At 66.3% G+C, this 25,583-nt stretch carries 21 protein-coding genes and 1 tRNA gene; 13 read left to right on the top strand and 9 right to left on the bottom strand.

What is annotated here, in order from left to right; translation table 11 throughout:
* Positions 1 to 49: 49 nt before the first annotated feature.
* The 6 genes from HGK27_RS14620 (at position 50) to HGK27_RS14595 (ending at position 5,629) form a co-directional block, all read left to right on the top strand.
* Positions 50 to 811, top strand: coding sequence for a Bax inhibitor-1/YccA family protein (locus HGK27_RS14620; protein WP_206241481.1), 762 nt, complete (start codon positions 50 to 52; stop codon positions 809 to 811).
* Between the two features lie 241 nt (positions 812 to 1,052).
* On the top strand, positions 1,053 to 1,763 hold the full coding sequence (locus HGK27_RS14615; RefSeq protein ID WP_206241479.1) for a hypothetical protein: 711 nt from the start codon (positions 1,053 to 1,055) through the stop codon (positions 1,761 to 1,763).
* A 132-nt stretch (positions 1,764 to 1,895) separates the two neighbouring features.
* A tRNA-Ala gene (locus tag HGK27_RS14610) sits at positions 1,896 to 1,971 on the top strand.
* Positions 1,972 to 2,126: 155 nt separating this feature from the next.
* The gene (gene obgE / locus HGK27_RS14605; protein ID WP_206241477.1) at positions 2,127 to 3,182 is read left to right on the top strand and encodes a GTPase ObgE; all 1,056 of its coding nucleotides are present in this window, start codon (positions 2,127 to 2,129) and stop codon (positions 3,180 to 3,182) included.
* 381 nt (positions 3,183 to 3,563) lie between these two features.
* Positions 3,564 to 4,715, top strand: a complete 1,152-nt coding sequence (gene proB, locus HGK27_RS14600) for a glutamate 5-kinase (protein WP_206241475.1) — start codon at positions 3,564 to 3,566, stop codon at positions 4,713 to 4,715.
* Positions 4,712 to 5,629, top strand: coding sequence for an NAD-dependent epimerase/dehydratase family protein (locus HGK27_RS14595; RefSeq protein ID WP_206241473.1), 918 nt, complete (start codon positions 4,712 to 4,714; stop codon positions 5,627 to 5,629). The genes proB and HGK27_RS14595 overlap by 4 nt, the downstream gene beginning before the upstream one ends.
* A 275-nt stretch (positions 5,630 to 5,904) precedes the next feature.
* On the opposite strand, the gene HGK27_RS14590 is transcribed toward HGK27_RS14595, so the two are convergent.
* The 8 genes from HGK27_RS14590 to HGK27_RS14555 form a co-directional block, all read right to left on the bottom strand.
* On the bottom strand, positions 5,905 to 6,687 hold the full coding sequence (locus HGK27_RS14590; protein ID WP_206241471.1) for a phosphoadenylyl-sulfate reductase: 783 nt from the start codon (positions 6,685 to 6,687) through the stop codon (positions 5,905 to 5,907).
* Between the two features lies 1 nt (position 6,688).
* Complete coding sequence (locus tag HGK27_RS14585) at positions 6,689 to 7,120, bottom strand: DUF934 domain-containing protein (protein ID WP_206241469.1); 432 nt, start codon at positions 7,118 to 7,120, stop codon at positions 6,689 to 6,691.
* A complete protein-coding gene (locus HGK27_RS14580) occupies positions 7,113 to 8,747 on the bottom strand; it encodes a nitrite/sulfite reductase (RefSeq protein ID WP_206241467.1) in 1,635 nt (544 codons plus the stop codon). Before HGK27_RS14580 ends, HGK27_RS14585 begins: the two co-directional genes overlap by 8 nt.
* A complete protein-coding gene (locus HGK27_RS14575) occupies positions 8,747 to 9,037 on the bottom strand; it encodes a DUF2849 domain-containing protein (protein WP_206241465.1) in 291 nt (96 codons plus the stop codon). The genes HGK27_RS14580 and HGK27_RS14575 overlap by 1 nt, the downstream gene beginning before the upstream one ends.
* Positions 9,034 to 9,816 carry a uroporphyrinogen-III C-methyltransferase gene (gene cobA / locus HGK27_RS14570; protein ID WP_206241463.1) on the bottom strand — a complete coding sequence of 261 codons (783 nt, stop codon included), beginning with the start codon at positions 9,814 to 9,816 and terminating at the stop codon, positions 9,034 to 9,036. Before cobA ends, HGK27_RS14575 begins: the two co-directional genes overlap by 4 nt.
* A 91-nt stretch (positions 9,817 to 9,907) precedes the next feature.
* On the bottom strand, positions 9,908 to 11,131 hold the full coding sequence (metC, locus tag HGK27_RS14565) for a cystathionine beta-lyase (RefSeq protein WP_206241461.1): 1,224 nt from the start codon (positions 11,129 to 11,131) through the stop codon (positions 9,908 to 9,910).
* A gap of 12 nt (positions 11,132 to 11,143) precedes the next feature.
* On the bottom strand, positions 11,144 to 12,001 hold the full coding sequence (gene sseA / locus HGK27_RS14560) for a 3-mercaptopyruvate sulfurtransferase (protein ID WP_206241460.1): 858 nt from the start codon (positions 11,999 to 12,001) through the stop codon (positions 11,144 to 11,146).
* 144 nt (positions 12,002 to 12,145) lie between these two features.
* Positions 12,146 to 13,765, bottom strand: coding sequence for a hypothetical protein (locus HGK27_RS14555; RefSeq protein ID WP_206241458.1), 1,620 nt, complete (start codon positions 13,763 to 13,765; stop codon positions 12,146 to 12,148).
* Between the two features lie 169 nt (positions 13,766 to 13,934).
* On the opposite strand from HGK27_RS14555, the gene queF reads away from it, so the two are divergent.
* The 6 genes from queF to HGK27_RS14525 all read left to right on the top strand — a co-directional run bounded on the left by queF (position 13,935) and on the right by HGK27_RS14525 (position 24,093).
* A complete protein-coding gene (gene queF, locus HGK27_RS14550) occupies positions 13,935 to 14,438 on the top strand; it encodes a preQ(1) synthase (RefSeq protein WP_241127183.1) in 504 nt (167 codons plus the stop codon).
* 166 nt (positions 14,439 to 14,604) lie between these two features.
* On the top strand, positions 14,605 to 16,827 hold the full coding sequence (locus HGK27_RS14545) for an RNA degradosome polyphosphate kinase (RefSeq protein ID WP_206241457.1): 2,223 nt from the start codon (positions 14,605 to 14,607) through the stop codon (positions 16,825 to 16,827).
* Between the two features lie 9 nt (positions 16,828 to 16,836).
* Positions 16,837 to 18,405, top strand: coding sequence for a Ppx/GppA family phosphatase (locus HGK27_RS14540; RefSeq protein ID WP_206241455.1), 1,569 nt, complete (start codon positions 16,837 to 16,839; stop codon positions 18,403 to 18,405).
* Between the two features lie 109 nt (positions 18,406 to 18,514).
* On the top strand, positions 18,515 to 19,450 hold the full coding sequence (locus HGK27_RS14535) for a UDP-2,3-diacylglucosamine diphosphatase (protein ID WP_206241453.1): 936 nt from the start codon (positions 18,515 to 18,517) through the stop codon (positions 19,448 to 19,450).
* Between the two features lie 68 nt (positions 19,451 to 19,518).
* Positions 19,519 to 20,592, top strand: coding sequence for a glycosyltransferase family 4 protein (locus tag HGK27_RS14530; RefSeq protein WP_206243229.1), 1,074 nt, complete (start codon positions 19,519 to 19,521; stop codon positions 20,590 to 20,592).
* A 93-nt stretch (positions 20,593 to 20,685) separates the two neighbouring features.
* Positions 20,686 to 24,093, top strand: coding sequence for a hybrid sensor histidine kinase/response regulator (locus HGK27_RS14525; protein ID WP_206241451.1), 3,408 nt, complete (start codon positions 20,686 to 20,688; stop codon positions 24,091 to 24,093).
* A gap of 59 nt (positions 24,094 to 24,152) precedes the next feature.
* On the opposite strand, the gene HGK27_RS14520 is transcribed toward HGK27_RS14525, so the two are convergent.
* On the bottom strand, positions 24,153 to 24,797 hold the full coding sequence (locus HGK27_RS14520; RefSeq protein ID WP_206241448.1) for a LuxR C-terminal-related transcriptional regulator: 645 nt from the start codon (positions 24,795 to 24,797) through the stop codon (positions 24,153 to 24,155).
* Positions 24,798 to 24,991: 194 nt separating this feature from the next.
* Between HGK27_RS14520 and HGK27_RS14515 the strand changes: the two genes are divergently transcribed.
* Positions 24,992 to 25,543, top strand: a complete 552-nt coding sequence (locus tag HGK27_RS14515; RefSeq protein WP_206241447.1) for a GNAT family N-acetyltransferase — start codon at positions 24,992 to 24,994, stop codon at positions 25,541 to 25,543.
* Positions 25,544 to 25,583: the final 40 nt, after the last annotated feature.

Genomic DNA, 25,583 nt, shown 5'->3' with positions numbered 1-25,583 from the left:
AGTGCCGGTCGGACGATGTCGTTCCGACCGTCTTGAGGAGTTTTGGACAATGGCCATCTGGAATGACCCCCAGCCCTCGCAGACGGGCTTTGGCGCGTCTTCGAGGATGAATGCCGGGTTTTCGGCGCGCTCGCAGACGCTCGACGTCGGCCTGCGCAAGCATATGCTCTCGATCTACAATTACATGACCTCGGCGGTGATCCTCTCGGGCATCGTGGCGCTGGTGCTTTCGCAGCTGGTGATGTCGGGCAATCCCGCCGCCATTGCGCTGCTCACCTCGCCGCTGCGCTATGTCATCATGCTGGCCCCGCTGGGCTTCGTGCTGGCGATGAACTTCGGTCTGGCGCGCATGCAGCCCTCGACGCTGAAGATGCTGTTCTGGGCTTTCGCTTTCGCGATGGGCCTGTCGCTGTCCTCGATCCTGCTGGTCTACACCGGCACCTCGGTGGCGCTGACCTTCTTCGCCACGGCGGGCGCCTTCGCGGGCCTCAGCCTGGTGGGTTACACCACCAAGAAGGATCTGTCGGGCTTCGGCAGCTTCCTGATCATGGGCCTGTTCGGCCTGATCATCGCTTCGCTGGTGGGCATGTTCTTCCACGTTCCGGGTCTGGCCATGGTCATCTCGGTGCTGGGCGTGCTGATCTTCGCGGGCCTGACCGCTTATGACACGCAGCGCCTCAAGGCGATGTATGTGCAGGTTGCCGGCACGGAATATGAAGAGAAGATCGCGGTGATGGGCGCGCTGACGCTGTACCTCGATTTCATCAACATGTTCCAGTTCCTGCTCAGCTTCCTGGGTGACCGCCGTTAATCCGGCGATGAACTGACAGGCCGGGTCGTCGCAAAAACGACTCGGTCAGCCGAAAAGTGACATGCCCCGGGCGCGAAAGCGTTCCGGGGCATTTTCATGCGGATCACCTTGGGCTACGAGGCGTTCCTGCAAGGGGGCCGGCACCCATCAAACAAGGTGGGCAGGCCCCCGTCAAACAAGGGGGAACACCCCCGGTTCTCATAGCGTTCAAGGATTGAAAGGCTTCGGCATGGCGCGTTGGTTGCGTAAGGGTTTGGTTATTGCGGGTCTGTCGCTGCTCGCCGCTTGTTCGTCGCCGCCGCCCCCGGCTCCCCCGCCGCCGCCGCCGCCTCCGCCCCCGCCGGTGATCGTGATTCCGCCCAAGCCCACGCCTCCCGGCGGTGCCACGGCCAATGCCGTGATCCCCGTGATCGGCCCCGATGGCGTGCGCCACACCATCCTCGTCGATACGGTGGAAGCCCAGCGCGTGTGGAACTTCCGCTCGGCCTGGAACGTGGCGGCGCTGACCTGCACAGATCCGCAATATGCCGACATCACCACCAGCTACAGCGCCTTCCTCAAGAAGCACGCCAAGGCGCTGACGCTGGCCAACCGCAGCGTCGACACGCTGTTCCGCAAGAAGTTCGGCAAGCCCTGGCTGAAGGAGCGTGAGACCTATCTCACCAGTCTTTACAACTACTTCGCCTATCCGCCCACGCTGCCCGCTTTCTGCGGCGCCGCGCTGAACGTGGCGCATGACAGCGCGACCGTGACCGACAAGGAACTCCCCGCCTTCGCCGCGACGGCCTTCACCGGCTTCGCCAAGGTCTATGAGGACTTCTACGTCGCCTATGACAAGTACCGCGCCGATCTGGCCGAGTGGCAGGCCAAGTATGGCAGCCCGGCGCCCGCTCCGGCTCCTGCCGGGCCTGCTCCGGTCGCCGCTGCGCCTGCGCCCACGGCCAAGCCCTGAGCTTTTTGGCTCCGGCCTTTGCCGGGGCTGCATTTTTCGCTTTGCAGGAGGCGGCCCATTCGCTAATGGGTCGCCTCCCTCGGGAACCGGCGGCGCAAGCCTCTGATCTTCCCGACAAGGCAACACTGGAACGGGGCCGTAGCTCAGCTGGGAGAGCGCGTCGTTCGCAATGACGAGGTCAGGGGTTCGATCCCCCTCGGCTCCACCAGTGTACCAACAGGATTTCGGTCGATCAGGGCCGATCCGCACCAGCCCACAGCTGCATCCGGGATGTGTCTTACGGCACTCTCCGGCTGAAGCTGTGGGCTGGCGCGTTTGTGTGCTATATGCGCGTTTTTCACGCGCCATCGTCCGGAAGTTGATATGCATTTTCTCGACCAGGCCAAGATTTACATCCGCTCGGGCAGCGGCGGCCCCGGCGCCGTGGCGTTCCGGCGCGAGAAATACGTCGAATACGGCGGCCCCAACGGCGGTGACGGCGGCAAGGGCGGCGACATCATTTTCGAGGCGGTGGCGGGGCTCAACACGCTGATCGATTTCCGCTACACCCAGCACTTCAAGGCCCAGCGCGGCATGGGCGGGCAGGGCACCAACCGCACCGGCGCGGGCGGCGAGGATCTGGTGATCCGCGTTCCCATCGGCACGCAGGTGCTGGACGATGATCGCGAGACCGTCCTGCTCGACCTCACCGAAGCAGGCCAGCAGGTGATGCTGCTGCGCGGCGGTGATGGCGGTCGCGGCAATGCCAGCTTCAAGTCCTCTACCAACCGCGCTCCGCGCCAGCATGGCCCCGGTTGGCCCGGCGAGGAAATGTGGGTGTGGCTGCGTCTCAAGCTGCTGGCGGATGTCGGCCTTGTCGGCCTGCCCAACGCGGGCAAATCCACCTTCATCAACCAGATTTCGAACACCAAGGCCAAGGTCGGCGATTACGCCTTCACCACGCTGCGCCCGCAGCTGGGCGTGGTGCGCCACAAGGCCCGCGAATTCGTCGTGGCCGACATTCCCGGCCTGATCGCCGGCGCCGCTGAGGGCGCGGGCGTGGGTGACCGCTTCCTCGGCCATATCGAGCGCTGCCGCGTGCTGGTGCATCTCATCGACATCGCGGGCAAGGAGCCCGTGGAAGCGATGCAGATCGTGGAAGACGAACTGGCCGCCTATGGCGAGGGTCTGGACGAAAAGCCGCGTCTGGTGGCGCTGAACAAGATCGATCAGGCCGACAGCGAGCTGGCTACGGCCTATGCCGCTGAGCTGATCGCAGCCGGCGCGGACCGCGTGTTCCCGATTTCGGGCGCGACTGGCGCCGGGTTCGATGCCCTGCTGGACGCCGTGATCTCCTATCTGCCCGCCGCGACCGTGACCGAGCGTCCGACCGGCGAGCGGGAAGAGGCTGAGGATAAGCCTTGGTCGCCTTTGGATTGATTTAAGGCAGGAAGTGAAGATGCGAGGGGGTAACCCCCTCGCGCTCCCATTACGTCTTCCGACGAGAGGGCAGGGGAGCCGAATTGTGGTGCCCAGCCTCTCCACCTGTGCAAACCTCAGGCGCCGCAGGCTTTAAACCCATAGTGCGGTGCCATCCGTTTTCTGCCTGCGGCGCAGCGACCTTAGCCCTATGGCCGAACCCGAAGCGCAAGGTAGACACTAAAGGGAGCGCGAGGGTGTAACACCCTCGCATTTCTCTCTTCATCCCCTTGAATCCACCTGTAACCCCTTAGCATCGCTTTTTTCCTTTCGTCTCTTTCCCTCATCCACTTGGCTTGGAAGCCTCTTTCGCGATCTGTGGCTTTCCCCTAAGCGCCATCAATGTCCAAGCCTGCCCGTCTTTCAACGCTTGCCGATCTGGCCGATGCCACGCTTTGCCCCCGCCTTGTGATCAAGGTCGGTTCGGCGCTGTTGGTGGACAAGGACGGCCCGCGCCGCGCGTGGCTGACGGAGCTGATGGCGGAGATCGCCCAAGCCAAACAGCGCGGACAGGATGTGATCGTGGTCTCTTCCGGCGCCATCGCGCTGGGCGCGCGCAAGCTGAAGCTGGAAAAGGGCGGTCGCGGCAGCCTTGCGGATGCTCAGGCGGCGGCGGCTGTGGGGCAGATCGCGCTGTCGGGTCTCTGGGCCGAGCTGCTGGCCGCGCATGGGCTGACCGCCGCGCAGCTTCTGCTCACCCTTGAGGATCTGGAGGACCGCCGCCGCTATCTCAACGTCACCGCCACGCTGACGCGCCTATTGGACGCGGGCGCGGTGCCGGTCATCAACGAGAACGATTCGGTCGCCACCGAGGAAATCCGCTTTGGCGACAACGACCGCCTTGCCGCGCGCGTGGCTCAGGCGGCGCGCGCCGATGCGGTGCTGCTGCTCTCGGATGTTGATGGCCTGTATGACCGCCATCCCTCGCAGCCCGGCGCGCAGCTGCTGCCGGTGGTGACAGGCGTGACGGACGAAATCCGCGCCATGGCCAGCCCGGTTTCGGGCAGCGGCATGGGCTCTGGCGGGATGATCTCCAAGCTTCAGGCCGCCGAGATCGCCGAGCTGGCGGGCATTGCTCTGGCCATCGGCAACGGCACCAAGGACAAGCCCATCGCCCGCGTGATCGAGCAGGGCATCGCCACATTGTTCCTGCCCCGCGCCGCCCGCGCCCGCAGCGCCGCGCGCAAGGCATGGCTGGGCGGACGTTTGCGCCTCAAAGGCTCGCTGGTGGTGGATGCAGGCGCCGTGCGCGCTCTGGGTGAGGGCGCCAGCCTGCTCGCCGCCGGGATGACCGCTGTCGAGGGCCATTTCCAGCGCGGCGACGCCGTGGCGATCAAGGCGCAGGACGGCATGGTCGTCGCTCACGGCCTCTGCGAATATGACGCTGCCGAATGCGCCAGCCTGCTGGGCCGCCAGTCTGCCGAGCAGGCCGCGATTCTCGGCTATGCCCCGCGCCCGGCCATCGTCCACCGCGACCAGCTGGTGATGGTATGACCGCGCCCCTGCTGGCCCTGACCGGCGGCACGGGTTTCGTAGGCCAGGCCGTGCTGGAGGAAGCCGCGCGCTGCGGTATGCAGGTGCGCGCGCTGGCCCGCCGCCCCATGCCCGATATGCCCGGCGTGGATTGGGTGCAGGGCGATCTCGATGACCGCGCCGCGCTCGCCCGACTGATGCGCGATGCCGAGGCCGTGCTTCACGTCGCAGGCGTGGTGAACACGCCCGACCCCGAAGAATTCACCCGCGCCAACGTCACCGGTACGCTCACCATGCTGGAGGCCGCGCTGGCTGCCGGCGTGCCGCGCTTCATCTTCGTCTCCTCGCTCTCCGCTCGCGAGCCCGATCTGTCGGCCTATGGCGCCTCCAAGGCCCGCGCCGAGCATATCGTGAAGGCCAGCGGCCTCGACTGGACCATCGTGCGCCCGCCCGCCATCTACGGCCCGCGCGACAAGGAAATGTTCGAACTCTTCCGCGCCGCGAAATACGGCGTGGTGCCCGTGCCCGCCGGAGGCCGCGCCTCCATCGTCCATGTCGAGGATCTGGCCCGCCTGCTGCTGGCCCTGCTGCCCGGCGGCGAGGAGGTCACTAGCCAGACCTTCGAGCCCGATGACGGCATCCCCGAAGGCTGGGCCCATGACGACCTCGCCCGCGCCATCGGCGCCGCCATGGGTCGCCGTGCGAAGGTGGTGCAGCTGTCAGAGCGCCTGATGCGCTGGGGCGCCAGCCTCGACGGGACCTTCCGTGGCGCCAAGGCCAAGCTGACGCAGGACCGTGTAGGTTACATGACGCATCCTGACTGGGTCGTTTCCGCCGAGGCCCGCGTGCCTGCCTCCATCTGGGAGCCTGCTATCGATACGCGCAGTGGGCTTGCCTCGACTGCCGAGTGGTATCGGCGGGAAGAGTGGCTGTAGGTTTTTCAGAGAAGTAGAAAATGCGAGGGGGTTACCCCCTCGCGCTCCCATAACGTCTTCCGACGAAGCGGCAGGGGGGCCGAAATGGTGGGCCTAGGCTCTCCACCTGCGCTAGGCGAAGCGCCGCAGGCAGACATCCTGTGTTCCAGTGCTGTGCTTGGAGTTTTATGCCTGCGGCGCTGCAAACTTAGCGCCTTGGTCGAACTCGTTACGCAACGCAGACATTAAAGGGAGCGCGAGGGTGTAACACCCTCGCATTCTCCTTTCTTCAAACCTTAAAACGCCGGTTCATACCCCGGAGGCAGATCGTCGCTCTTGCCCGCGACGTGAATGCCACACTCGGTCTTGTCCCACCCGCGCCAACGCCCGGAACGGGGATCTTCACCGGGAGCCACCTTGCTCGTGCAGGGCGCGCAACCGATCGACGGATAACCCTGAGCCACCAGCGGATGCGCGGGCAGATCATGCTCCGCGAAATAGGCGGCGATGCGGGCGGCGTCCCAATCGATCAGCGGATTGACCTTCAGGCGGCCCGCCGCGTCGGACTTGTCCAGCTCGAAGCGGGGCAGCCCCGCGCGGGTTGCGGCCTGAAAGCCCTTGCGGCCGGTGACGGTGCTGTCGAACGAGGTCAGCGCCTTGGCCAGCGGGATGACCTTGCGAATCTCGCAGCAGCCGTCGGGGTCGTAGGACCAGCGCAGGCCTTCCTTGTCCTTTTTCGCCAGCACCTCTTCGTCGGGGTGCAGGTTGACGAGGCCGGTCAGGCCGAAGCGTTCGACCAGTTCGTCGCGATAGGCCAGCGTTTCGGGAAAATGCTTGCCGGTTTCGAGGAACAGCACAGGGACGGCAGGGTCGATCCGCGAGGCCAGATGCAGCAGCACCGCGCTGTCCGCGCCAAAGCTGGAGACGAGGGTGGTGTTGCCCGCGACCTTATCCACCAGCACGGCGTGGAGCAGCTCTTCCGTCGAGACCTCGGCGAAGCGCAGGTTGAGCGCCGCCGCATCCGCCTCGGTAAAGGCGGGGCTGGTGTCGATCTGGTCGATGATGCGCTGCGTGGCCATATCAGAGCCCGTGGCGCAGCGCCCAGATGGGCTTGCGGCCATCGACCACCGTGGCCTGATAGACCTCGGGCCAGGTCTTGAAGGCCACTTCGGCTTCTGCCGGGTCAAGCACTGTGGCGGGCGCGATGGCATCGAAGCCCACGCGGCGCAGGTGGGTCAGCATATCCACGCCGATGTCGCCCACGGCGCGCAGTTCGCCGGTGTAGCCTGCCTCGCGCAGGATGCGGGCCGAGGAGAAGCCGCGCCCGTCGGTGAAGGCGGGGAAGGTCACCTCGATCAGCGACAGGCGGTCGAGGTGGGGCAGCAGGTCGCGCGCATCATCGGCGGGTTCAAGGCGCACGGCGACGGCGTTGGAGTCCTCGCCAAAGGCGGAGAGGGCGACGACGGGGGCGGAGGCCGCCTCATCGCGGAACAGGAACTGGGGATCAGCCATAGATCACCTCCTTGAAGGGCGCCATGCCGAGGCGGCGATAGGTGTCGAGGAAGCGTTCGCCCTCTTCGCGCTTGTCGAGATAGAGGTCGGTCACGCGGTCGATGGCGTCGACCACGCCGTCCTCGCTGAAGCCGGGGCCGGTGATCTGGCCCAGCGAGGTGTCGGCGCCCTCGCTGCCGCCCAGCAGCAGCTGGTAGTTTTCGATGCCCTTGCGGTCGACACCCAGGATGCCGATGTGGCCCGCATGGTGGTGGCCGCAGGCGTTGATGCAGCCGGAGATCTTCAGCTTCAGCTCGCCCAGCGCCTCTTCCTTGCCGTTGCCGGTGAAGCGCTCGCTGATCTTCTGCGCCAGCGGGATCGAGCGCGCATTGGCCAGCGAGCAATAATCCAGACCGGGGCAGGCGATGATGTCGGTGATCGCATCGAGGTTGGCGGTGGCGAGGCCAGCCGCGTCCAGACGCTGCCACAGAGCAAAAAGGTCCGCCTTCTTCACATGGGGCAGCACAATGTTCTGGGCGTGGGTGACGCGCAGCTCATCAATGCTGTAGGCCTTGGCCAGCGCTGCCATCTCGCGGATCTGGTCCGCGCTGGCATCGCCGGGGATGCCGCCCACGGGCTTGAGGCTGATGGTGGCGATGGCATAGCCCGGCACCTTATGCGGCGCTGTGTTGGCCTTCACCCAGCGGGCGAAAGCAGCGTTCGACAGGTCCAGATCGTCGCTCAGGCCGGTTTCGAAGGCGGGATCGGCGAAATGGGCCTTGATGCGCTCCAGCTCGGCCAGCGGCGGCTCGATGTCCTGCGTCTGGAGGTGGGCGAATTCCTCCTCCACCTGACGCTTGTATTCCTCAAGCCCCAGCTCGTGGACGAGGATCTTGATGCGCGCCTTGTACTTGTTGTCGCGGCGGCCATAGCGGTTGTAGACGCGCAGCGCGGCTTCCGCATAGGTGATCAGCTGATCCAGCGGCACAAAGTCATTCAGCAGCGGCGCGATAAAGGGCGTGCGGCCCATACCGCCACCGACATAGAAGGAGGCGCCGATCTCTCCGGCATCATTCCTCACGATGCGGATGCCGATGTCATGCAGGCGCATGGCGGCGCGGTCGGTCTCGCTGGCGATCACGCAGATCTTGAACTTGCGCGGCAGGGCCAGAAATTCCGGGTGGAAGCTGGACCACTGGCGCATCAGCTCGGCATAGGGGCGCGGGTCGATCAGCTCGTCGGGCGTCGCGCCGGCGTATTGATCGGAACTGATGTTGCGGATGCAGTTGCCGCTGGTCTGGATGGCATGCATCTCCACCTTGGCCAGCTCGGCCAGAATGTCGGGCGTGTCTTCCAGCTTGATCCAGTTGTACTGGATGTTCTGGCGGGTGGTGAAATGGCCGTAACCACGGTCATACTTGTCCGCGATGTCGCCCAGCACATGCATCTGCGCGCTGCTCAGCGTGCCATAGGGCACGGCGACGCGCAGCATATAGGCATGCAACTGGAGATAGAGTCCGTTCTGCAGGCGCAGCGGGCGGAATTTCTCCTCGCTCAGCGTGCCTTCGATGCGGCGGCGGGTCTGGTCGCGGAATTCGGCGACGCGGGCATCGACCATGGCCTGGTCGTATTGGTCATAGGCGTACATTACAGCACCCGATCAGGCGTGGCGGAAGGATCAAGCGACAGGTCGAGGCGCACCGTGGGCCCAAGGGCGCGGATCCGCTCCTTGATATGCGCGGGGCGGATGCCGTCAGCGGTCTGGTCGGCATCGACGGTGTAGGCGCCGGTGACGTTGCGGGCGGCATCTTCGCGCGCGATGATGGCGTCGGCATCGGCCTCCACGGCGACCGCGTCGTTGACATGCAGCGACCAGCCCTTGCCGTCCCACCAGGTGACGGCGCCACTCTTCAGGTCATTGCCTGTGATGATCTTCACGCTTCGGCCTCCACTGCCATTGCGATATGGTTGTCTTCCAGCGCGGTGATCGCGCCGATGATGATCAGCGCCGGGCTGACCACATGGTGATCCTTGACCAGCGTGCCAAGCCCCGCCAGCGGCCCGCGCAGCACCCGCATTTCAGGGCGCGCGGCATTTTCGACCACGGCGACGGGCGTGTCGGGCGCTAGCCCATCGGCCATCAGCTTGTCGGCGATGGGGTCGGCATTGGCCAGCCCCATATAGATCACCAGCGTGCGGCCATGACCGGCCAGACCCGCCCAGTTCTGTTCGGAGAGCCCCTTGCACTGCCCGGCCACAAAGCTGACCACGCTGGCGGCATTGCGATGCGTCAGCGGCAGCTGGGCAGCGGCGGCGGCACCGATGGCGGCGGAAATGCCGGGGACGACTTCAACGGCAACACCGGCGGCGCGGGCGGCTTCGGCTTCCTCGCCGCCGCGCCCGAAGACGAAGGGGTCGCCCCCCTTCAGGCGCACCACATCGCGACCGGCCAGCGCTTCGCTGACCAGCAAAGCGTTGATCTCTTCCTGAGGCATCGAGTGGCGGCTGCGGCGCTTGGCCACCGAGATCAGCTTGGCGCTGGCCGGGGCCATCGCCAGAATGCGCGGATCGACAAGGCCATCATGCACGATCACTTTGGCGCCCATCACCAGCCGCGCGGCGCGCAGCGTCAGCAGATCGGGATCGCCGGGGCCGGCGCCCACAAGCCACACTTTGCCGCGCGAGTCCGGGCCATTCGAGGAGGATACGGGGTTCATGGCGCCCCCTTGATCCTCTCTGCATCCAGATGAAAGGCAGATTGGCTATGTATGGAGGTAGGGAATCTTGTGTCGAGGCGATGAAGCCTGCTCACCCCTCAGCCCAGACCGCCAGAGCCTTGGCCATATCGGCGATCAGATCATCCGCATCCTCCAGTCCGATGGCCAGACGCACGCCATAGCGGTCATCGGCATCGAGGCCGGGCATAGGCCAGCTTTCCGGCTTGCGGATGCGGGCGGGATCGACAGGCGTGGCGAGGCTTTCAAAGCCGCCCCAGCTATAGCCGATGCCGAAAAGGTCCAGCGCATCGATAAACCGGTCACGCGAACCGCTGGTGCCGCCCTTGAAGACAAAGCTGAACAGCCCGCAGCCGCCGGAAAAATCGCGCTTCCACAGATCATGGCCGGGCGATCCGGGCAGCATCGGGCAGAGCACGCGCGCCACTTCGGGCCGGGTTTCCAGCCACGCGGCCAAGGCCAGCGCCGTGGCGGACGATTGCTTCAAACGCACGCCCATGGTGCGCAGACCGCGCAGAGCCAGCGCCGCATCGTCGGGCGAGACGACATTGCCCAGCATCTGCGCGCGGCGGCGCAGGCGGTCATACCATTCCGCGCCCGCCGAGGCGCTGCCCATCATCAGATCACTGTGCCCGCCGACATGCTTGGTCAGCGCCATCAGTGTGATGTCCACCCCCATCGGCAGGCTGGCCAGACCCAAGGGACTGGCCCAGGTGTTGTCGAGGATCGAGGTGATGCCATGCTCCCGGCACAGGGCGAGGATGGCGGGCAGATCATGCACTTCCATCGTCAGGCTGCCGGGCGATTCCAGCAGCACCGCCTTCACGCGGGGGCAAAGCTGAGCGGTGAAATCCTCGACGCCATCGGGGGCGAACCAGCGCGTTTCCACCCCGATTTCGGCCAGCAGACCCTTCGCCAGTGAGCGGCTCGGCTCATAGGCATTGTCGGTCATCAGCAGCACGTCGCCGGGCTTCAGCACCGTCAGCAGCACGCCCGCGATCGCCGCCACGCCGCTGGGGTACAGCACCGTGCCCGCCGCGCCGGGCTCAAGCTGGGTCAGCGCCTCGGCCAGCGCCCATTGCGTGGGGGCGCCGCGCCGACCGTAATAGAAGCGGCCATCGGCGTTCTGGCCGGTTTCGGCGCGCAGGGCGGTCATGTCGGGATAGAGATGGGTCGAGGCGCGCCACACCGGTGGGCTGACCACGGCGGCGGGATGCGCGCCGGTGCCGGTCCATTCGTCGCGGCGCCCGCTGGTCACCAGCTTGGTGGCGGGGCGCTGCTTATCGTCGAAACTCATGGGGGTACGCTTTCAGTGCGAAATCGCGGGGGAGGCGCCGGTTTCCTTGGGCGTCTCGGGATCGGCGCCCCATTCGGCCCAGCTGCCGTCATACAGCGCGACATCGTTCTTGCCGAGCAGATGCAGCGCGAAAATCAGCACGCAGGCGGTGACGCCGCTGCCGCAGGAGGTGACGATGGGGCGGGACAGATCGATGCCGGCGCCCTCGAAAGCGGCGCGCAGGGCGGCTTTGTCCTTGAAGGTGCCGTCGGCGTTGTAAAGGCTGGTGTAGGGCACGTTGAGCGCGCCGGGAATATGGCCGGGCTGCATGCCCGCGCGTGGTTCGGGGGCGGTCCCCGCAAAACGCGCTGCGCCGCGCGCATCGACCACCTGTTCGGCTTTCGACTGGATGTTGTCCATCATCTGGGCCTTGGAGCGCAGGGCCTTGTCATTGTGCCATGCGGTAAAATGGCGTTTGCGCAGCTCGTTATGGCCCGTGTTGATCGCGCGGTCCTCGGCCTTCCATTTGGCGAGGCCGCCATCGAGAATGGCCACATTCTGCGCCCCGAACAGGCGAAGCACAAACCACGCACGCGCCGCGCTGTGGATCGCCGAATCATCGTAAAGCACGATGCGGCTGCCGTCGCCCAGACCCAGCAGCGCCATACGGCTGGCGAATTTTTCCGGCGAGGGCAGCGTGTTCTCGACCGGCGAATCCTCGTCGATCAGCCCGGCCAGATCCATGAAGATCGCGCCGTCGATATGGCCGCTCTCGAACTCGGCGCGGGCGTCGCGGCCGGTATCGGGCAGGTGGCTGCTGGCATCAAGGATGCGCAGGTCAGAGGTGATGCTCTCCCCCGCCAACCATTCAGTGCTGACCAGACTTTCCATGACCCTGCGCGCGCCTCCGTTCGCTGCGAGTGCGAAGGGATTACGAGCCTGCGCTGCGAACCGCAATGGCGCTGATGCGGTTTTTGTCGGTTCTGTTGCTGGAAAAGACGGATTGTTTCAGACCTGCGATGCCCCGGGGGCGGTTCAGGGCAGGGCGCGGGTGGTCAATTCGCCCGCGATGGTCGGTCCGGTGTCCAGCCGGAACGGGGCGAGCGCCGCCTTCTGGCGGGCTTTTTCCCCCACCATCAGGCTGAGCGCGCCCGTGGCCGGAGGCGGATTGCCTTCATCCACAATCCTTTCGCCCTCCACGGTCAGATGCACCAGCGGCACGAAAAGTTCGGCGCTGCCGACCCTGAGCGGCGTGATGGCCGAGAGCGGCAGATGGATCTGCCCGCGCAGTTCGGTGCTTTCGCCCGGGCGCAGGATCATCAGCCGGTGCAATTCGGCGAAATCGGTGGGAGCGGGGGCCTGCGTGGCGTCATCGGCTGGAGGTTCTTCCGTCACGAGGTTATCCTCATGAGAGGCCTCAGGCGCGGGTTCCGCAATCTCTTCGACCGGAGTGTCCGGGGTCGCCACCTCTTCATGCTCCACCGGCTGACCGGCGGGTTCGGGCTCTTCCTCGGGGTGCGGCGCGAATTGCGGATTGGGCTGAAAGCCGGTGGCGGCGCGTGGCGGAGCAGGCGGCTCGGGCACGGCCTGCGGCGCGGCTTCGGCCTGTTCCTCTTCGGGCTCGTCCTCGGGGGAGGCGGCTTCCATCCTGCCGTTGATCGCCAGCGGACCGAGCGGCTCGGCGCTGAGGTTGGTCACCGTCAGGCGATAGCGCAATGTGGCTTCGGAAAGGGTGGTGGCAAAGCGCGTCGGCTCGAAAGCGAGCGACAACTCATCGGCCACCGGCTCTGCGGACGCGGCAGGGGCCGCCACCTCCGGCAGCGCAGCGGGTTGGAAAACGGGCAGCGGCTCGGCCTCGGCGACAGGGGCGACCACCGGCATCGGTTCGGGAGCAGGTTCGGCAACCGCGGCTTCGGGGGCCTCGGGCTCGACAGTTTCGGCTTCCTCGGCTGTGTCTTCGGGCGCGGCCTTGCTCTTGCGGCGCCACAGCAGCCAGCCGCCAAGCCCGCCCAGCAGCGCGGCAACCCCCAGCGGCCATTGCGGCAGATTGTCCGAGAGCGGCGCCGGAGCCGGGGCAGGCGCCACCACGGGCTTGGGCACGGGCAGGCGCGGCGAAGGGGGGGGCGCGGGTGTCGGCGCAGCTGTCGCGGCGGGCGTTGGCGAGGCCGCAGGGGCAGGCGCCGGGCTGGCCGTCGCGCTGGGCACCGGCGAGGGCTTGGCCGCAGGAGGAAGTGGCGCAGACTGCGCAACCGGAGGCGGCGGCGCCTTGGGCGCGACCGGAGCCGCAGGCTCGGCATGCGCTGGCTTGTGCGGCGCGGCGGCAGGCTTGGGAGCCGCAGCTTGTGGCGCGGGCTTCTCATGTCGAGGCTCGGCCTCATGCCGCTTCTCGGCCGGTTTTTCCGCAGCCTTGGGCTTCTCGGCGGGCTTGGGCTTGTCCTTTGCGCGTGGCGAGGGGGTGGGCGTCGGCGTGAAGATCGGCGCCGCCTCGATTCGCGGCGCGGGCTGGCTGGCGCTGACCGAGGGCGCGCTGCCGGGCGTTCCGCCCTGCGCATGATAGCTGCCCGACCAGTCGCCGATCGACTGCGCCCATGCGGAGGGTGCCACGCTCGCGGCTGCGATGATCGCCCCCAGCATCATGCCCACACGCAACATCATATCTCCGCTTGCCCCGTTAACAACACTATAGGGCGCTGCCTCTCGCGCCCCAACCCGTGGGTAATACTTAAATATTCGCCTGTCTGCCCCCCAAAGTTGAGGGTGTGCCAGTGGACGGCAGGGGGTATTCACACTTGCAGCCCCGGGTGCTTGGCGGCATGAGCAAAACATGAGCAATCCCCCCGAGTCCGATCACGCCTCCAATCCCGCCACGCCGCATTACGCGCAGGGCGCCCTTCACCTTGGCCAGAACAGCCGCCTGCCGAACTCGCCCGAGGAAGCGCAGCTCGATTACGTGCCCAATCCGCGCGTCGGCTCGCTCTATCTGGTGCGCTTTGCGGCGCCGGAATTCACCTCGCTCTGCCCGGTGACCGGCCAGCCCGACTTTGCCCATCTGGTGCTGGATTACGCGCCGGGCGAGACGATTGTCGAATCGAAGTCGCTCAAGCTGTTTCTCGGCTCCTTCCGCAACCATGCCGGTTTCCATGAGGATGTGACCGTGGGCATCGGCCAGCGCCTGTTCGATGAGATGAAGCCGCGCTGGCTGCGCATCGGCGGCTATTGGTATCCGCGCGGCGGCATCCCCATCGATGTCTTCTGGCAGTCCGATGCGCCGCCCGCCGGCCTGTGGGTGCCCGATCAGGGCGTCGCCTCGTATCGCGGTCGCGGCTGATTAGGCTGGCGCGTCAGGCAAGGTGATGGCACCTTGCCCGGCGGGAGCGATTTTAACGATCCGGCTGTCATGCAATGGTCATACAGCCGGATCATGGCCTTGCACCCTCCCCATGTTAAAGGGAATGTTGGCCCGCGCGGTTAGCATGCCAAGCCAGGGATCTGACATGAACACCCATACGCTCTCGCCCATCGCCCATCTTGAGGCCCAGCCCCGGCAGCATGAGGGCGGCGAGGAAGTCGCCAAGATCCGCCACCGCTTCTTCAACCGCGAGCTGAGCTGGCTGGCCTTCAACACCCGCGTGCTGGATGAGGCACGCAACCGCAATTACCCCCTGCTGGAGCGGCTGCGGTTCCTGTCCATCTCGGGCAACAATCTCGACGAATTCCTGATGGTGCGCGTGGCCGGTCTGGCCGCGCAGGTGCGCCGCAAGATCGAGGAAATCTCGATCGACGGCCATACGCCCGCCCAGCAGCTCGATGCCATCCGCGATGAGGTCAAGCGCGTCGAGGCCGGGCAGCAGGCGATCTGGACCGAATTGCGCGGCGAACTGGCCGCCCAGCATATCCATATCCTCGACCAGACGATCAGCGACGATGCGGGCGTGGCGAAACTGGCCCCCAAGCTGGATGCCACGCAGGTGCGCTGGTTGAAGGACTATTTCCTTGAGCGCGTGCTGCCCGTCATCACCCCTCAGGCCATCGATCCGGCGCATCCCTTCCCCTTCGTCAGCAATGGCGGCATGGGGCTGATGGTCAGCCTGACCCGCGCCGCCGATATGGCGCAGGTGATGGAGATGGTGCTGATCCCCGCCGCTTTGCCGCGTTTCGTGCGCGTGTCGGGGATCGAGGCCAGCTACATCAGCATCGAGGATGTGATCTGGCGCCATATCGATCTGCTCTTCCCCGGCTTCGAGGCCAAGGGGCACGGCGTCTTCCGCGTGCTGCGCGACAGCGACATCGAGATCGAGGAAGATGCCGAGGATCTGGTGCGCTATTTCCGCACCGCCATCAAACGGCGCCGTCGCGGCAGCGTCATCATGCTGCAATTGCAGGGCGATTTCGATCCTCAGGCCGAGCAGCTGCTGCGCGATCAGCTGAAGCTGGACCACGCCATCGTCATCAAGTCGGCGGGGCCGATCGGTATGGCCGGCCTCTCGGAAATCTGCAACGAGAAGCGCCCCGAGCTGAAGTTCGAGCCCTACACCCCGCGCTATCCCGAACGCATCCTTGAGCATGACGGCGATATCTTCTCGGCCATCCGCGAGAAGGATCTGGTGATCCACCACCCCTATGAAAGCTTCGAGGTGGTGATCGATTTCCTCCGGCAAGCGGCGGTCGATCCCGATGTGGTGGCGATCAAGCAGACGCTCTATCGCGCGGGCAAGCAGAGCGCGATCATCAACGCCCTGTGCGCCGCCGCTGAATCCGGCAAAAGCGTCACCGCCGTGGTGGAGCTGAAAGCCCGCTTCGACGAGGAGCAGAACCTCCACTGGGCCAGCCAGCTGGAAAATGCGGGCGTGCAGGTGATCTACGGCTTCGTGGACTGGAAGACCCACGCCAAGATCAGCATGGTGGTGCGGCGCGAGGGCGATGGCTATCGCACCTATTGCCACTTCGGCACCGGCAATTACCATCCGATCACCGCCAAGATCTACACCGACCTGTCCTATTTCACCGCCGAGGCCGCCATCGGCCGCGATGCCAATCAGGTCTTCAACTTCATCACCGGCTATGTCGAGCCGCGCCGCACCTCGCTGATCGGCGTGGCCCCGGTGATGCTGCGCCAGCGCCTCTATGGCTGCATCGACCGCGAGATCGCGAACGCCAAGGCGGGCAAGCCGGCGCAGATCTGGGGCAAGCTCAACTCGCTGACCGACCATGATCTGATCGACCGCCTGTATGAAGCCAGCTGCGCCGGGGTGGAGGTCAGCCTTGTGGTGCGCGGCATCTGCTGCCTGCGTCCGGGTATCAAGGGCCTGTCGGAGAACATCCGCGTCAAGTCGATCATCGGGCGCTTTCTGGAGCATAGCCGTATCTGGGCCTTCGCCGCAGGCCAGCCGCTGCCCAACCAGCGCGCCCGCGTCTTCATCTCCAGCGCCGATGGCATGACCCGCAACCTTGACCGCCGGGTGGAGGTGCTGATCCCCATCCGCAACCGCACGGTGCATGATCAGGTGCTCGATCAGGTGATGCTGGCCAATCTGCTCGACAACGAACAGAGCTGGACCCTCGATTCCGAAGGCCATTACAAGCGCACCACCCCGGGCGACCGGCCCTTCAACGCGCATCGCTATTTCATGACCAATCCGTCGCTTTCCGGGCGCGGGGCGTCGCTGGGATCGGGACGCAAGGTGCCCAAGCTGGCATTGCGGCGCGGCGGCGCTTAAGGGAACCCCATGCATCACGAGATCACAGCGCCCCGCCGGGTGGAGCAGGACCCCGCGCGCGGCATCATCGACATCGGATCGAACACCGTTCGTCTGGTGATTTTCGGCGGCCCGCCCCGGGCTCCGGCGGTGCTTCATAACGAAAAGATCCAGGCCCGGCTGGGCAAGGGCGTGGCGGAAACCGGTCGCCTCTCGGAAAAGGGCATGAAGCTGGCGCTGGTCAGCCTGGCCCGTTACGCCGCGATCCTGCGCCTGCATGGGGTGGAGGATGTGCAATGCGTCGCCACCGCCGCCGTGCGCGATGCGCCCAATGGCGGGGCCTTTCTGGAGCGTGTGCGGGAGCTTGGCCTATCGCCCCGCCTGCTCTCGGGCGAGGAAGAGGCGGTGGGCAGCGCTCATGGCGTGCTCTCGGCCTTTCCCGGCGCGCATGGCATCGTGGGCGATCTGGGCGGGGGCAGCCTTGAGCTGATCGACATTGCCGATGATCGCTGCACCCATGGCACCAGCCTGCCGCTGGGCACTTTGCGCCTGCCTGCCTTGCGTGAGGAAGGCGGGGCCAAGTTCACCCGCAAGATCGCCAAGATGCTGCGTTCGGCGCAATGGTCCACCGCGCATGACCAGCCGTTGTACCTTGTGGGCGGATCGTGGCGCGCTTTGGCCCGCTTTGCCATGGAGCAGATGGACTGGCCCATCGACGATCCCCATGGCTTCGAACTGAGCCCCGAGGATGCGCTGCGGCTGGCCCGGCAAGTTAACACGCCCAAGCTGGTTGCACAGCTGACGGGCGCGAAACCCGCTTCGGGCAAGGCGGCCCTGCCGCGCCTGACCGTGCCCGGCGTCTCCACCGCGCGTCTGGGTAGCCTGCCCGATGCGGCGGCACTGCTGGCGGTGCTGGTGCGCGAATTGAAGCCCCAGCGCCTGATCTTCTCCAGCTGGGGCCTGCGCGAGGGTCTGCTGGCCGAGGGCTTCGACGACGCCACCCGCGCCGCCGACCCCATGCTGGAAGGCATCGCCGCTTTCACCGCGACCCATAGCGCGGAACTGCCCGCGCTGGCCGCCGAAATGGTGCGCTGGACGGCCCGCGCTCTGCCCGAAACCGTGCAGGAAGACGCGCCCCGCATCGAACGCCTGCGGCTGGGCGCCACCATGCTGGCGCTGGTTTCGCTGGACACCGAGCCCAATCTGCGCACCGAACAAGCCGTCAACTGGGCGCTGCGCAAGCGCTGGATCGGCCTGACGGCGCGGGGCAGGGCGATGATCACGCTGGCCGTGCTGGCCAACAGCGGGCGCACCGCCGTGCCGCCGCAGCTGCCGCGTCTGGCGCCGATCTCGGCCTTGCGCGATGCGGTGGCATGGGGTCTGGCGACGCGTCTGGCCCGGCGCATCGGCGGCGGCGCGGTGGCGGCGCTGGCAGGCACCTCGCTGCGGATCGAGGGCGCTTCTCTGGTGCTGGCGGTGAAGCCCGCTCTGGCGCCGCTCTGTTCCGAGATGGTGGACAAGGATCTGCGCGTGCTGGCCGAATGCCTTGGCCTGACGCCCCGGCTCGATATTCTGGCGGAAGGCGCCGATCTGCCCTGAAACGGCGGCCATCGGCGTCTTTGTCACCGAACTGACGCAACGCGGTCATGCCCGTGCAACCTCCCTGACTTATGTGGAGAGGACACGGAAAGAAGCATGAGGACGCACCATGTTGCGCGACGAGTTTGGCCAACACCCCGCCGTCGATCAGGCGCGGGATTTCGTTGCCGCCAGCCTTGGTGGCACAGGCGCTGGGGGCACCGGACGCCGTCTTCCCGAATGGCTGGACCTGCCCGAGCCCAAGGGCTTCCGCCCCAAGACCAAATATCGCACCGTCTGGATCAGCGACGTCCATCTGGGCACGCGCGGCTGCAACGCCGGGCTGCTGGTGGAATTCCTGCGCTCGGTGGAGTGCGAGACGCTCTATCTGGTGGGTGACATCATCGATGGCTGGCGGCTGAAAAAGGGCTGGTACTGGCCCGATGCGCACAATGAAGTGCTGCGCCGCATCCTGAAAATGGCGCATCGCGGCACCCGCGTGGTCTTCATCTGCGGCAACCATGACGAGATGCTGCGCCCCTATTGCGGCATGACCTTCGGCGGTGTTGAACTGCTGAATGAGGCGATCCACCTCACCGCTGACCGTCGCCGCCTGCTCGTCATCCATGGCGACAGCTTCGATGCGGTGGTGCTGTATCACAAGTGGCTCGCCTTCCTGGGGGACCAGGCCTACGAGATGATGATGAGGGTGAATGTCGCCTTCAACGCCATCCGCCGGGGGCTGAAGCTGCCCTATTGGTCGCTGTCGGCTTATCTGAAAAAGCGCGTGAAGAACGCCGTCTCCTACATCTGCTCCTTCGAGGAAGCGGTGGCGCATGAGGCAGTGGCGCGCGGGCTGGACGGCATCGTTTGCGGCCATATCCATTCGGCGGAAATCCGCGAGATCGGCGGCGTCACCTATTACAATGACGGTGACTGGGTCGAAAGCTGCACCGCTCTGGTGGAAGACTTCACCGGCGCGATGAGCATCGTGGATTACGGTGCCGAGGTGCGCGCCCGCGAACTGGCGGGCCTGACCGCCTCTGCCGAAGCCCAGACAGCCTAAGCCCAACGGCCGAGACTACATTCCAGAGCGAGGAGGCAAGAACCATGTTCCCCCAAACCAACGCTCCCATGAAGATTGCCATCGTCACCGATGCCTGGTTCCCGCAGGTGAACGGCGTGGTGCGCACTTTGGCCGCCACTGTCGCCGAGCTGCACAAGCGCGGCCATGAGGTGGAGCTGATCACGCCCGAGCGCTTTCTCACCGTGGCGCTGCCGGGCTACAGCCAGATCCGCGTGGCGATTTCCCCGCGTTTTTCGGCGCGGCGCATGCTCGATGGTTTCGGCCCCGATCTGGTGCATATCGCCACCGAAGGCCCCATCGGCTGGAGCGCGCGCGGCTGGTGTCAGGCGCGCGGTGTGCCCTTCACCACGGCGTTCCACACCCGCTTCCCGGAATATCTCTCGGTCCGCACCGGCATCAGCGCCGAGCGTTTCTGGCCGATCATGCAGCGCTTCCATGCGCCGAGCAAAGGCGTGATGGTCGCAACGCCCAGCCTTGCCCGCGAGTTGGAAGCGCGCGGCATCGGCCCGACGCGCCCATGGAGCCGGGGCATCGATCAGGAGTTGTTCACGCCTGTGGGCGAGACGCTGCCCGAACTGGCCGATCTGCCGCGCCCGATCCTGCTCAATGTGGGCCGGGTGGCGCCTGAAAAGAACCTCGAAGCCTTCCTCGATTTGAAGAGCGAGGGCACCAAGGTTGTCGTCGGCGATGGCCCGGCTCTGGCCGAGATGCGCCGCCTTTACCCGCATGTGGTGTTCCTCGGCGCGCTGGCGGGCGAAAAGCTGGCCGCTGCCTATCGCAGCGCCGACGCTTTCGTCTTCCCCAGTCGCACTGACACCTTCGGTTTGGTCATCATCGAGGCTCTGGCTTGCGGCCTGCCCGTGGCGGCCTATCCGGTGCCCGGCCCGCTCGACATTCTGGGCGAGCAGGGGCGCGGTGTGGATCATGATTTCCCCGCCACCGTCGCCGCTCTGGACGATGATCTGGAAGTGGCCGTCGCCCGCGCATTGCGGCTCGACCGGCAGGCGGCGGGCATCTTCGCCCGGCGCTACACCTGGCCGCGCGCCACGGATCAGTTCCTGGCGGCTGTCGCTCAGGCCGCGCATGACCACAAGGCACAGGCCGTTCCCGAACTGGTCTGATGGCGTTTGCCCACTGAAGGCCCCCTTGCTTAAAGGGGACCACCTCCGCTAAGCCGATCCCGCCGAGGCGGGGCGGCCAGTGGAGTGAAGCGCATGCGTGTCGGTTCTGCGGCGCTTTTGGCGATGGCCTGGATCGGCCTGTTGTTTCTGATTGCCGCGCTGACCCAAAGGCATGCGCGGCGCACCGGCGGCCATATGAAGGGCCGGCGCGGCGCCTATACGCTGGCGCTGGGCGTCTATTGCTCCAGCTGGACGATCTATGGCGCGGTGGGCAGCGCGGTGCGCACCGGCTGGGACTATCTGCCGATCTATCTCGCGCCGATCCTGCTGCTGCTGGCCGCGCCCGGCTTCCTGCGCCGCATCGCCCGCGCCGTGGCCGAGGAGCAGGCCGTCACCCTTTCAGACTTTATCGCCGCGCGTTTTGGTCATGATCCGGTGGTGGCGCGGCTGGTCACGCTGATCGCTCTGGCGGGCACGGTGCCCTATATGGCGCTGCAATTCATCTCCATCGGCATCGGCTTTTCCATCGTCACGGGTGAGGCGGTGATGGTGCCGACCATGATCATCGGCGCGGCTCTGCTGGCGCTGTTCGCCATGCTGTTCGGCGCGCGGCGCTTTGAACTCACCGGGCGCTCCGAGGGGCTGATCTATGCCATGGGGCTGGAATCGCTGGCCAAGCTGATCGCCATGCTGCTGATGGCCGGGCTGGCGGTGTCGCTGCTGGTCAACGCGGCCCCCATGCAGGTGGCAAAGGGCTGGGCGCAGTTGCACCAGCATTTCGCCCTGCGTGATCTGTCCGCCGATACGGTGGTGATCGCCCTGCTGGCCGGGCTGACGATCTTCAGCCTGCCCCGCCAGTTCTATATGGGTCTGGCCGAGGCGCGCGAGGTGGAGGATCTGCCCCGCGCCCGCTTCGGCTTTGCCGCCTATCTCACGCTGATGGCCGCCTCGGTCTTCCCGATTGCTTTGGCGGGGCTCAGCGTGCTGCCACAAGGCACCATGCCCGATTATTTCGTGCTGACCCTGCCGCAGCAGGCGGGCCATACCAGCATCATGGCGGTGGAACTGCTGGGCGGCATCGGCGCGGCGGCGGCAATGGTGATCACCGATGCCACAGCCTTGGCCACCATGGTTTCCAACGATCTGGTCTTCCCCAGCGTGGCCCGTGCGGCAGGTGGCGCTCAGGCCACGCCGCTGGCCGCCGGAGCCCTGGGGCGGCGCATGCTGCTGGTGCGGCGCCTGTCGATCTTTGGTGTGGTGATGCTGGCGCTGGCCTGGGCGCTGCTGGTGCGGCCTCAGGATTCGCTGGCCTCCATCGGGCTGGTGGCCTTTGCCGCCATGGCGCAATTCACGCCGCATCTGGCGATGGCCGCCACCGGGCGTCGGCGCGACCCGTTGGCCGCCCGCGCCAGCCTGAGCGTGGGCCTGCTGCTCTGGCTCTACACGCTGGCGCTGCCGCCGATCCTGCCCGAAGGCTGGCGTCAGGCGCTGGCCACCGGGCCATTCGATCCGCTGCGCCTGCTGGGCCTTGGCCATGCCAGCCCGCTGGTGCATGGCGTGGTGTGGAGCCTTGGCCTCAACCTGCTGACCTATGCGGTGATCGCCGCGCGCAAGGTGCGCAGCGCGCCGCTGCCCGCGCTGATGCGCTGGCATGACAGCATTGCCGATCTGGGGCAGCTGAAAGATCTGGTCGCCAGCTTTGTCGGGCAGGAAAAGGCCCTGCGCGAATTCCCCGAGCCCTATCATGGCGACCCCATCGACCGCCGTTCTGCCCAGCGTGCGCGGCAGCTGATCGGCGCGGTGGTGGGCACATCGGCGGCGCGTTCGCTGGTGGCTTCTGCGCTGGCGGGTGGGCGGATGACTTTGGGCGAGGTCACGCATCTGCTCGATGAGCGCGGCCATGCGCTGGGCTTCACCCGTCCGCTGCTGACCGCCACCTTCGAGAACATCGATGCGGGTATCCGGGTGGTCGATGAGGATCTCAACCTCATCGCGTGGAATTCGCGGTATGAGAGCTTCTTCAACTATCCGCCGGGCATGCTGCAGGTCGGCACGCCGGTGGAAAAGCTGATCCGCTACAACGTCAATCGCGGCGAGCTTGGCCCGGGCAATCCGGAGGAGCAGGTCGCCCGCCGCATCGCCCAGATGAAGCAGAGCGGCTTCTATGAGGGCGAGCGCTATCGTCGCGACGGGCGTGTGCTCAAGATCGCGGGTGGGCCGATGCCGGGCGGCGGCTATGTCACCAGCTTCACCGACATCACCGGCGAGGCCAATGCGCGAGCCGAATTGCGTCAGGCGCTGGCCCAGATGGAAAGCCGGGTGAGCGCCCGCACCGAGGAACTCTCGCAGGCCAACCGGCAACTGGCCCGCGCCACGGCGGACAAGACGCGCTTTCTGGCTGCCGCCAGCCATGATCTGTTGCAGCCTTTGCATGCCGCGCGGCTGTTCACGGCGGCCCTGGCGCGCGATGTGGATGATCATGCCAAGCTGCTTGTAGGGCGGGTCGATTCCGCGATCACGGCGGCGGAGGTGCTGCTGCGCGCCCTGCTGGACATCAGCAAGCTGGATGCGGGCGGGGTGACGCCCAGCCCGGAACCCTTGGCGCTGCAACCCTTCCTTGCCGGGCTGGTCGACGGCTTCCGCCCCATGGCCGAGGGCAAGGGGCTGACCTTGCGGCTGGCCCCGCTGGCGGCAGAGGGCCTCGATGTGGTGAGCGATCCGGGCCTGCTGCGTTCGCTGCTCCAGAATTTCCTCGCCAATGCCGTGCGTTACACCGAGCGGGGCGGGGTGGTGATCGGCGTGCGCCGCCGCCGGGCCGAGGATGGCCGGGCGTGGCTGCGCGTCGATGTGGTGGACACCGGCGTGGGCATTCCGGCTGACAAGGTGGACTCGATTTTTGGTGAATTCACCCGGCTGGGCGATGTCGAGGCCGAGGGGCTGGGGCTGGGGCTCTCGCTTTCCGAGCGTATTGCGCGTCTGCTGGATGCGCGGATCGAGGTGTCATCACGGCCCGGGCGGGGCAGTCGTTTCAGCCTGTGGCTGGCGGCGGGAGATGGCGCGGCTCCGGTGGCGGCGCCTGTTGCGGTGACGGCGGGTGCGGTGGCCCCCGATCTGCGTCAGCGCCGGTTGCGCGTGCTGGTGGTGGATGATGATGCCCGCACGGTGGAGGCTAGTGTGGCGTTGCTGCTGAGTATGGGGCACCGCCCCATCGGTGCGGCCAATGGCGCCGAGGCCTTGCCGCATGCCGCGCAGGTGGATGCTGTGCTGGTCGATTACCGGCTGGAGCATGGCGAGGATGGGCTCAGCGTCGTCAAGCGTCTGCGCGCCATTCAGCCTGATCTGCCCGCCATGCTGATTACAGCGGAAAGCGGCGCATGGATCAGCGAGCTGGCGGCGGGCATGGGCGTGGAAATGCATGCCAAGCCCATCGCGCCCGAGGTGATCGAGCAGTTTCTGGGGCAGGTGGGGGCAGTCTGGACCTTGCCCGCTCTCGATTCCTGAATGTGGTGTCGCACCGTTTTTGCGAAAAACCGGTGCCCACTTTTTCGCAGGCTGCTCGATCAGTGAGCGAGATCGAGCCCTAGCGAACGCGCCACCAGCGCCGCCTGCGTGCGGTTGCGCACATCCAGCTTGCGCATGATCGCGGTCATATGCGCTTTCACCGTGCTTTCGGTGATGCCCAGCTGAAAGGCGATCTGCTTATTGAGCTGGCCATCCAGCACCGCCAGCAGCACCTTGAGCTGCGTGGGGGTGAGGCCGGCGACCTCGCGACGGATGTTCTCGATATCGCCGGCAGGCATACTTTCGCCGGAACGCGCGGCGGTTGGTACGGTCTGGCCGCCCAGAATGCGGGTGATGGTGCTTTCGATCTGATCGAGATCGGCGTGCTTCGACAGGAAAGCCATGGCGCCAAAGGCCCGCGCCTCATCGGCGGCGGCTTGCCCTTCCGCGCTGGAGATCACCAGGATCGGCACCTCGGGCCTTTCGGCATGGAGCAGGGCGATGCCCGAATAGCCCACCGCGCCGGGCATTTTCAGGTCCAGCATGATGAGTTTCAGATCCTGTGCCTCTTGCGCCGCGCGGGCGGCGGCGGCCAGCGTCCCGGCCTCGACGATGCGCGCGCCGGGCACCACGCGGCTGGCCGCCAGCGTCAGCGCCTGGCGGAACAGCGGATGGTCGTCGGCAATCAGGATCGTCATCGTCACAGGAATTTGCTCCGGCTTCGGGCAGGCACTTTCGCCAGAGTGCCAAGATGGACCTTCCCCCCGTGGCGGGCAAGCGCTGTGTGGTCCTGATGACGTCGCACAGACTTTGGTCGAAGGGGCGCCAATTTGCCCGGGATCAAGGAGTTCGGCGGGGACTCGGCGCATAGCGGGCCTGCCGATAAGGAGTCCGCATCATGACTGACACCGCCATCCTCGCCCCTGCTGATCGTCTCGCTGGCGAGACGACTCGCATTCTCACCACGCGCTGCGGCTTGCGGCTGGAGGTGGTGCCCGCCACCGAGCATGACGGCCCGGCGCTGGCGCAATTCTTCGCGCAAGTCAGCGAAGAGGATCGCCGTTTCCGCTTTCTGGCCGCCTGCTCGCAGGTCAGCCGTGATCAGCTCGATCTGCTGCTGCATCCCGACCATTTCCGCACCGAAAGCTTTCTGGTCTTCGAGCCAACCTATGGCGATCTGATCGCCTCGGCGCTGCTGGCCTGCGACGGGGCGCTGGACACTGCCGAGATCGCCGTTTCGGTGCGCGAGGATTACCGGGCGCATGGCATCGGCTGGGCGCTGGTCGATCTGCTGGCGCAGGAGGCGCAACGCCGGGGCGTGCGCCGGGTGATCTCGATCGAAAGCCGCGAGAACCGCGCCGCTATCGAGCTGGAGCGCGAGAAGGGCTTCACCCCCTATCCCTTCGAGGGCGATCCGACGCTGGTGATCCTGGCGAAGACCTATCGGTAACCGACCGGCCTTCGTCATTTCACCAATTTACGGCGTGCGC

This window comes from Novosphingobium terrae (genome assembly GCF_017163935.1).
In the GTDB taxonomy this organism is placed as follows: Bacteria; Pseudomonadota; Alphaproteobacteria; order Sphingomonadales; family Sphingomonadaceae; genus Novosphingobium; species Novosphingobium terrae.
Note: the sequence above shows the minus strand (reverse complement) of the source record. Positions and strands in the feature narration are given on the sequence as shown.

Coding starts and splice junctions, on each gene's coding strand:
- HGK27_RS14620 (WP_206241481.1), top strand. CDS start 50: ATGGCCATCTGGAATGACCCCCAGCCCTCGCAGACGGGCTTTGGCGCG.
- HGK27_RS14530 (WP_206243229.1), top strand. CDS start 19,519: ATGAAGATTGCCATCGTCACCGATGCCTGGTTCCCGCAGGTGAACGGC.
- HGK27_RS14595 (WP_206241473.1), top strand. CDS start 4,712: ATGACCGCGCCCCTGCTGGCCCTGACCGGCGGCACGGGTTTCGTAGGC.
- HGK27_RS14555 (WP_206241458.1), bottom strand. CDS start 13,765: ATGATGTTGCGTGTGGGCATGATGCTGGGGGCGATCATCGCAGCCGCG.
- HGK27_RS14535 (WP_206241453.1), top strand. CDS start 18,515: ATGTTGCGCGACGAGTTTGGCCAACACCCCGCCGTCGATCAGGCGCGG.
- HGK27_RS14515 (WP_206241447.1), top strand. CDS start 24,992: ATGACTGACACCGCCATCCTCGCCCCTGCTGATCGTCTCGCTGGCGAG.
- obgE (WP_206241477.1), top strand. CDS start 2,127: ATGCATTTTCTCGACCAGGCCAAGATTTACATCCGCTCGGGCAGCGGC.
- proB (WP_206241475.1), top strand. CDS start 3,564: ATGTCCAAGCCTGCCCGTCTTTCAACGCTTGCCGATCTGGCCGATGCC.
- cobA (WP_206241463.1), bottom strand. CDS start 9,816: ATGAACCCCGTATCCTCCTCGAATGGCCCGGACTCGCGCGGCAAAGTG.
- sseA (WP_206241460.1), bottom strand. CDS start 12,001: ATGGAAAGTCTGGTCAGCACTGAATGGTTGGCGGGGGAGAGCATCACC.
- HGK27_RS14540 (WP_206241455.1), top strand. CDS start 16,837: ATGCATCACGAGATCACAGCGCCCCGCCGGGTGGAGCAGGACCCCGCG.
- HGK27_RS14545 (WP_206241457.1), top strand. CDS start 14,605: ATGAACACCCATACGCTCTCGCCCATCGCCCATCTTGAGGCCCAGCCC.
- queF (WP_241127183.1), top strand. CDS start 13,935: ATGAGCAATCCCCCCGAGTCCGATCACGCCTCCAATCCCGCCACGCCG.
- HGK27_RS14590 (WP_206241471.1), bottom strand. CDS start 6,687: ATGGCCACGCAGCGCATCATCGACCAGATCGACACCAGCCCCGCCTTT.
- metC (WP_206241461.1), bottom strand. CDS start 11,131: ATGAGTTTCGACGATAAGCAGCGCCCCGCCACCAAGCTGGTGACCAGC.
- HGK27_RS14585 (WP_206241469.1), bottom strand. CDS start 7,120: ATGGCTGATCCCCAGTTCCTGTTCCGCGATGAGGCGGCCTCCGCCCCC.
- HGK27_RS14525 (WP_206241451.1), top strand. CDS start 20,686: ATGCGTGTCGGTTCTGCGGCGCTTTTGGCGATGGCCTGGATCGGCCTG.
- HGK27_RS14580 (WP_206241467.1), bottom strand. CDS start 8,747: ATGTACGCCTATGACCAATACGACCAGGCCATGGTCGATGCCCGCGTC.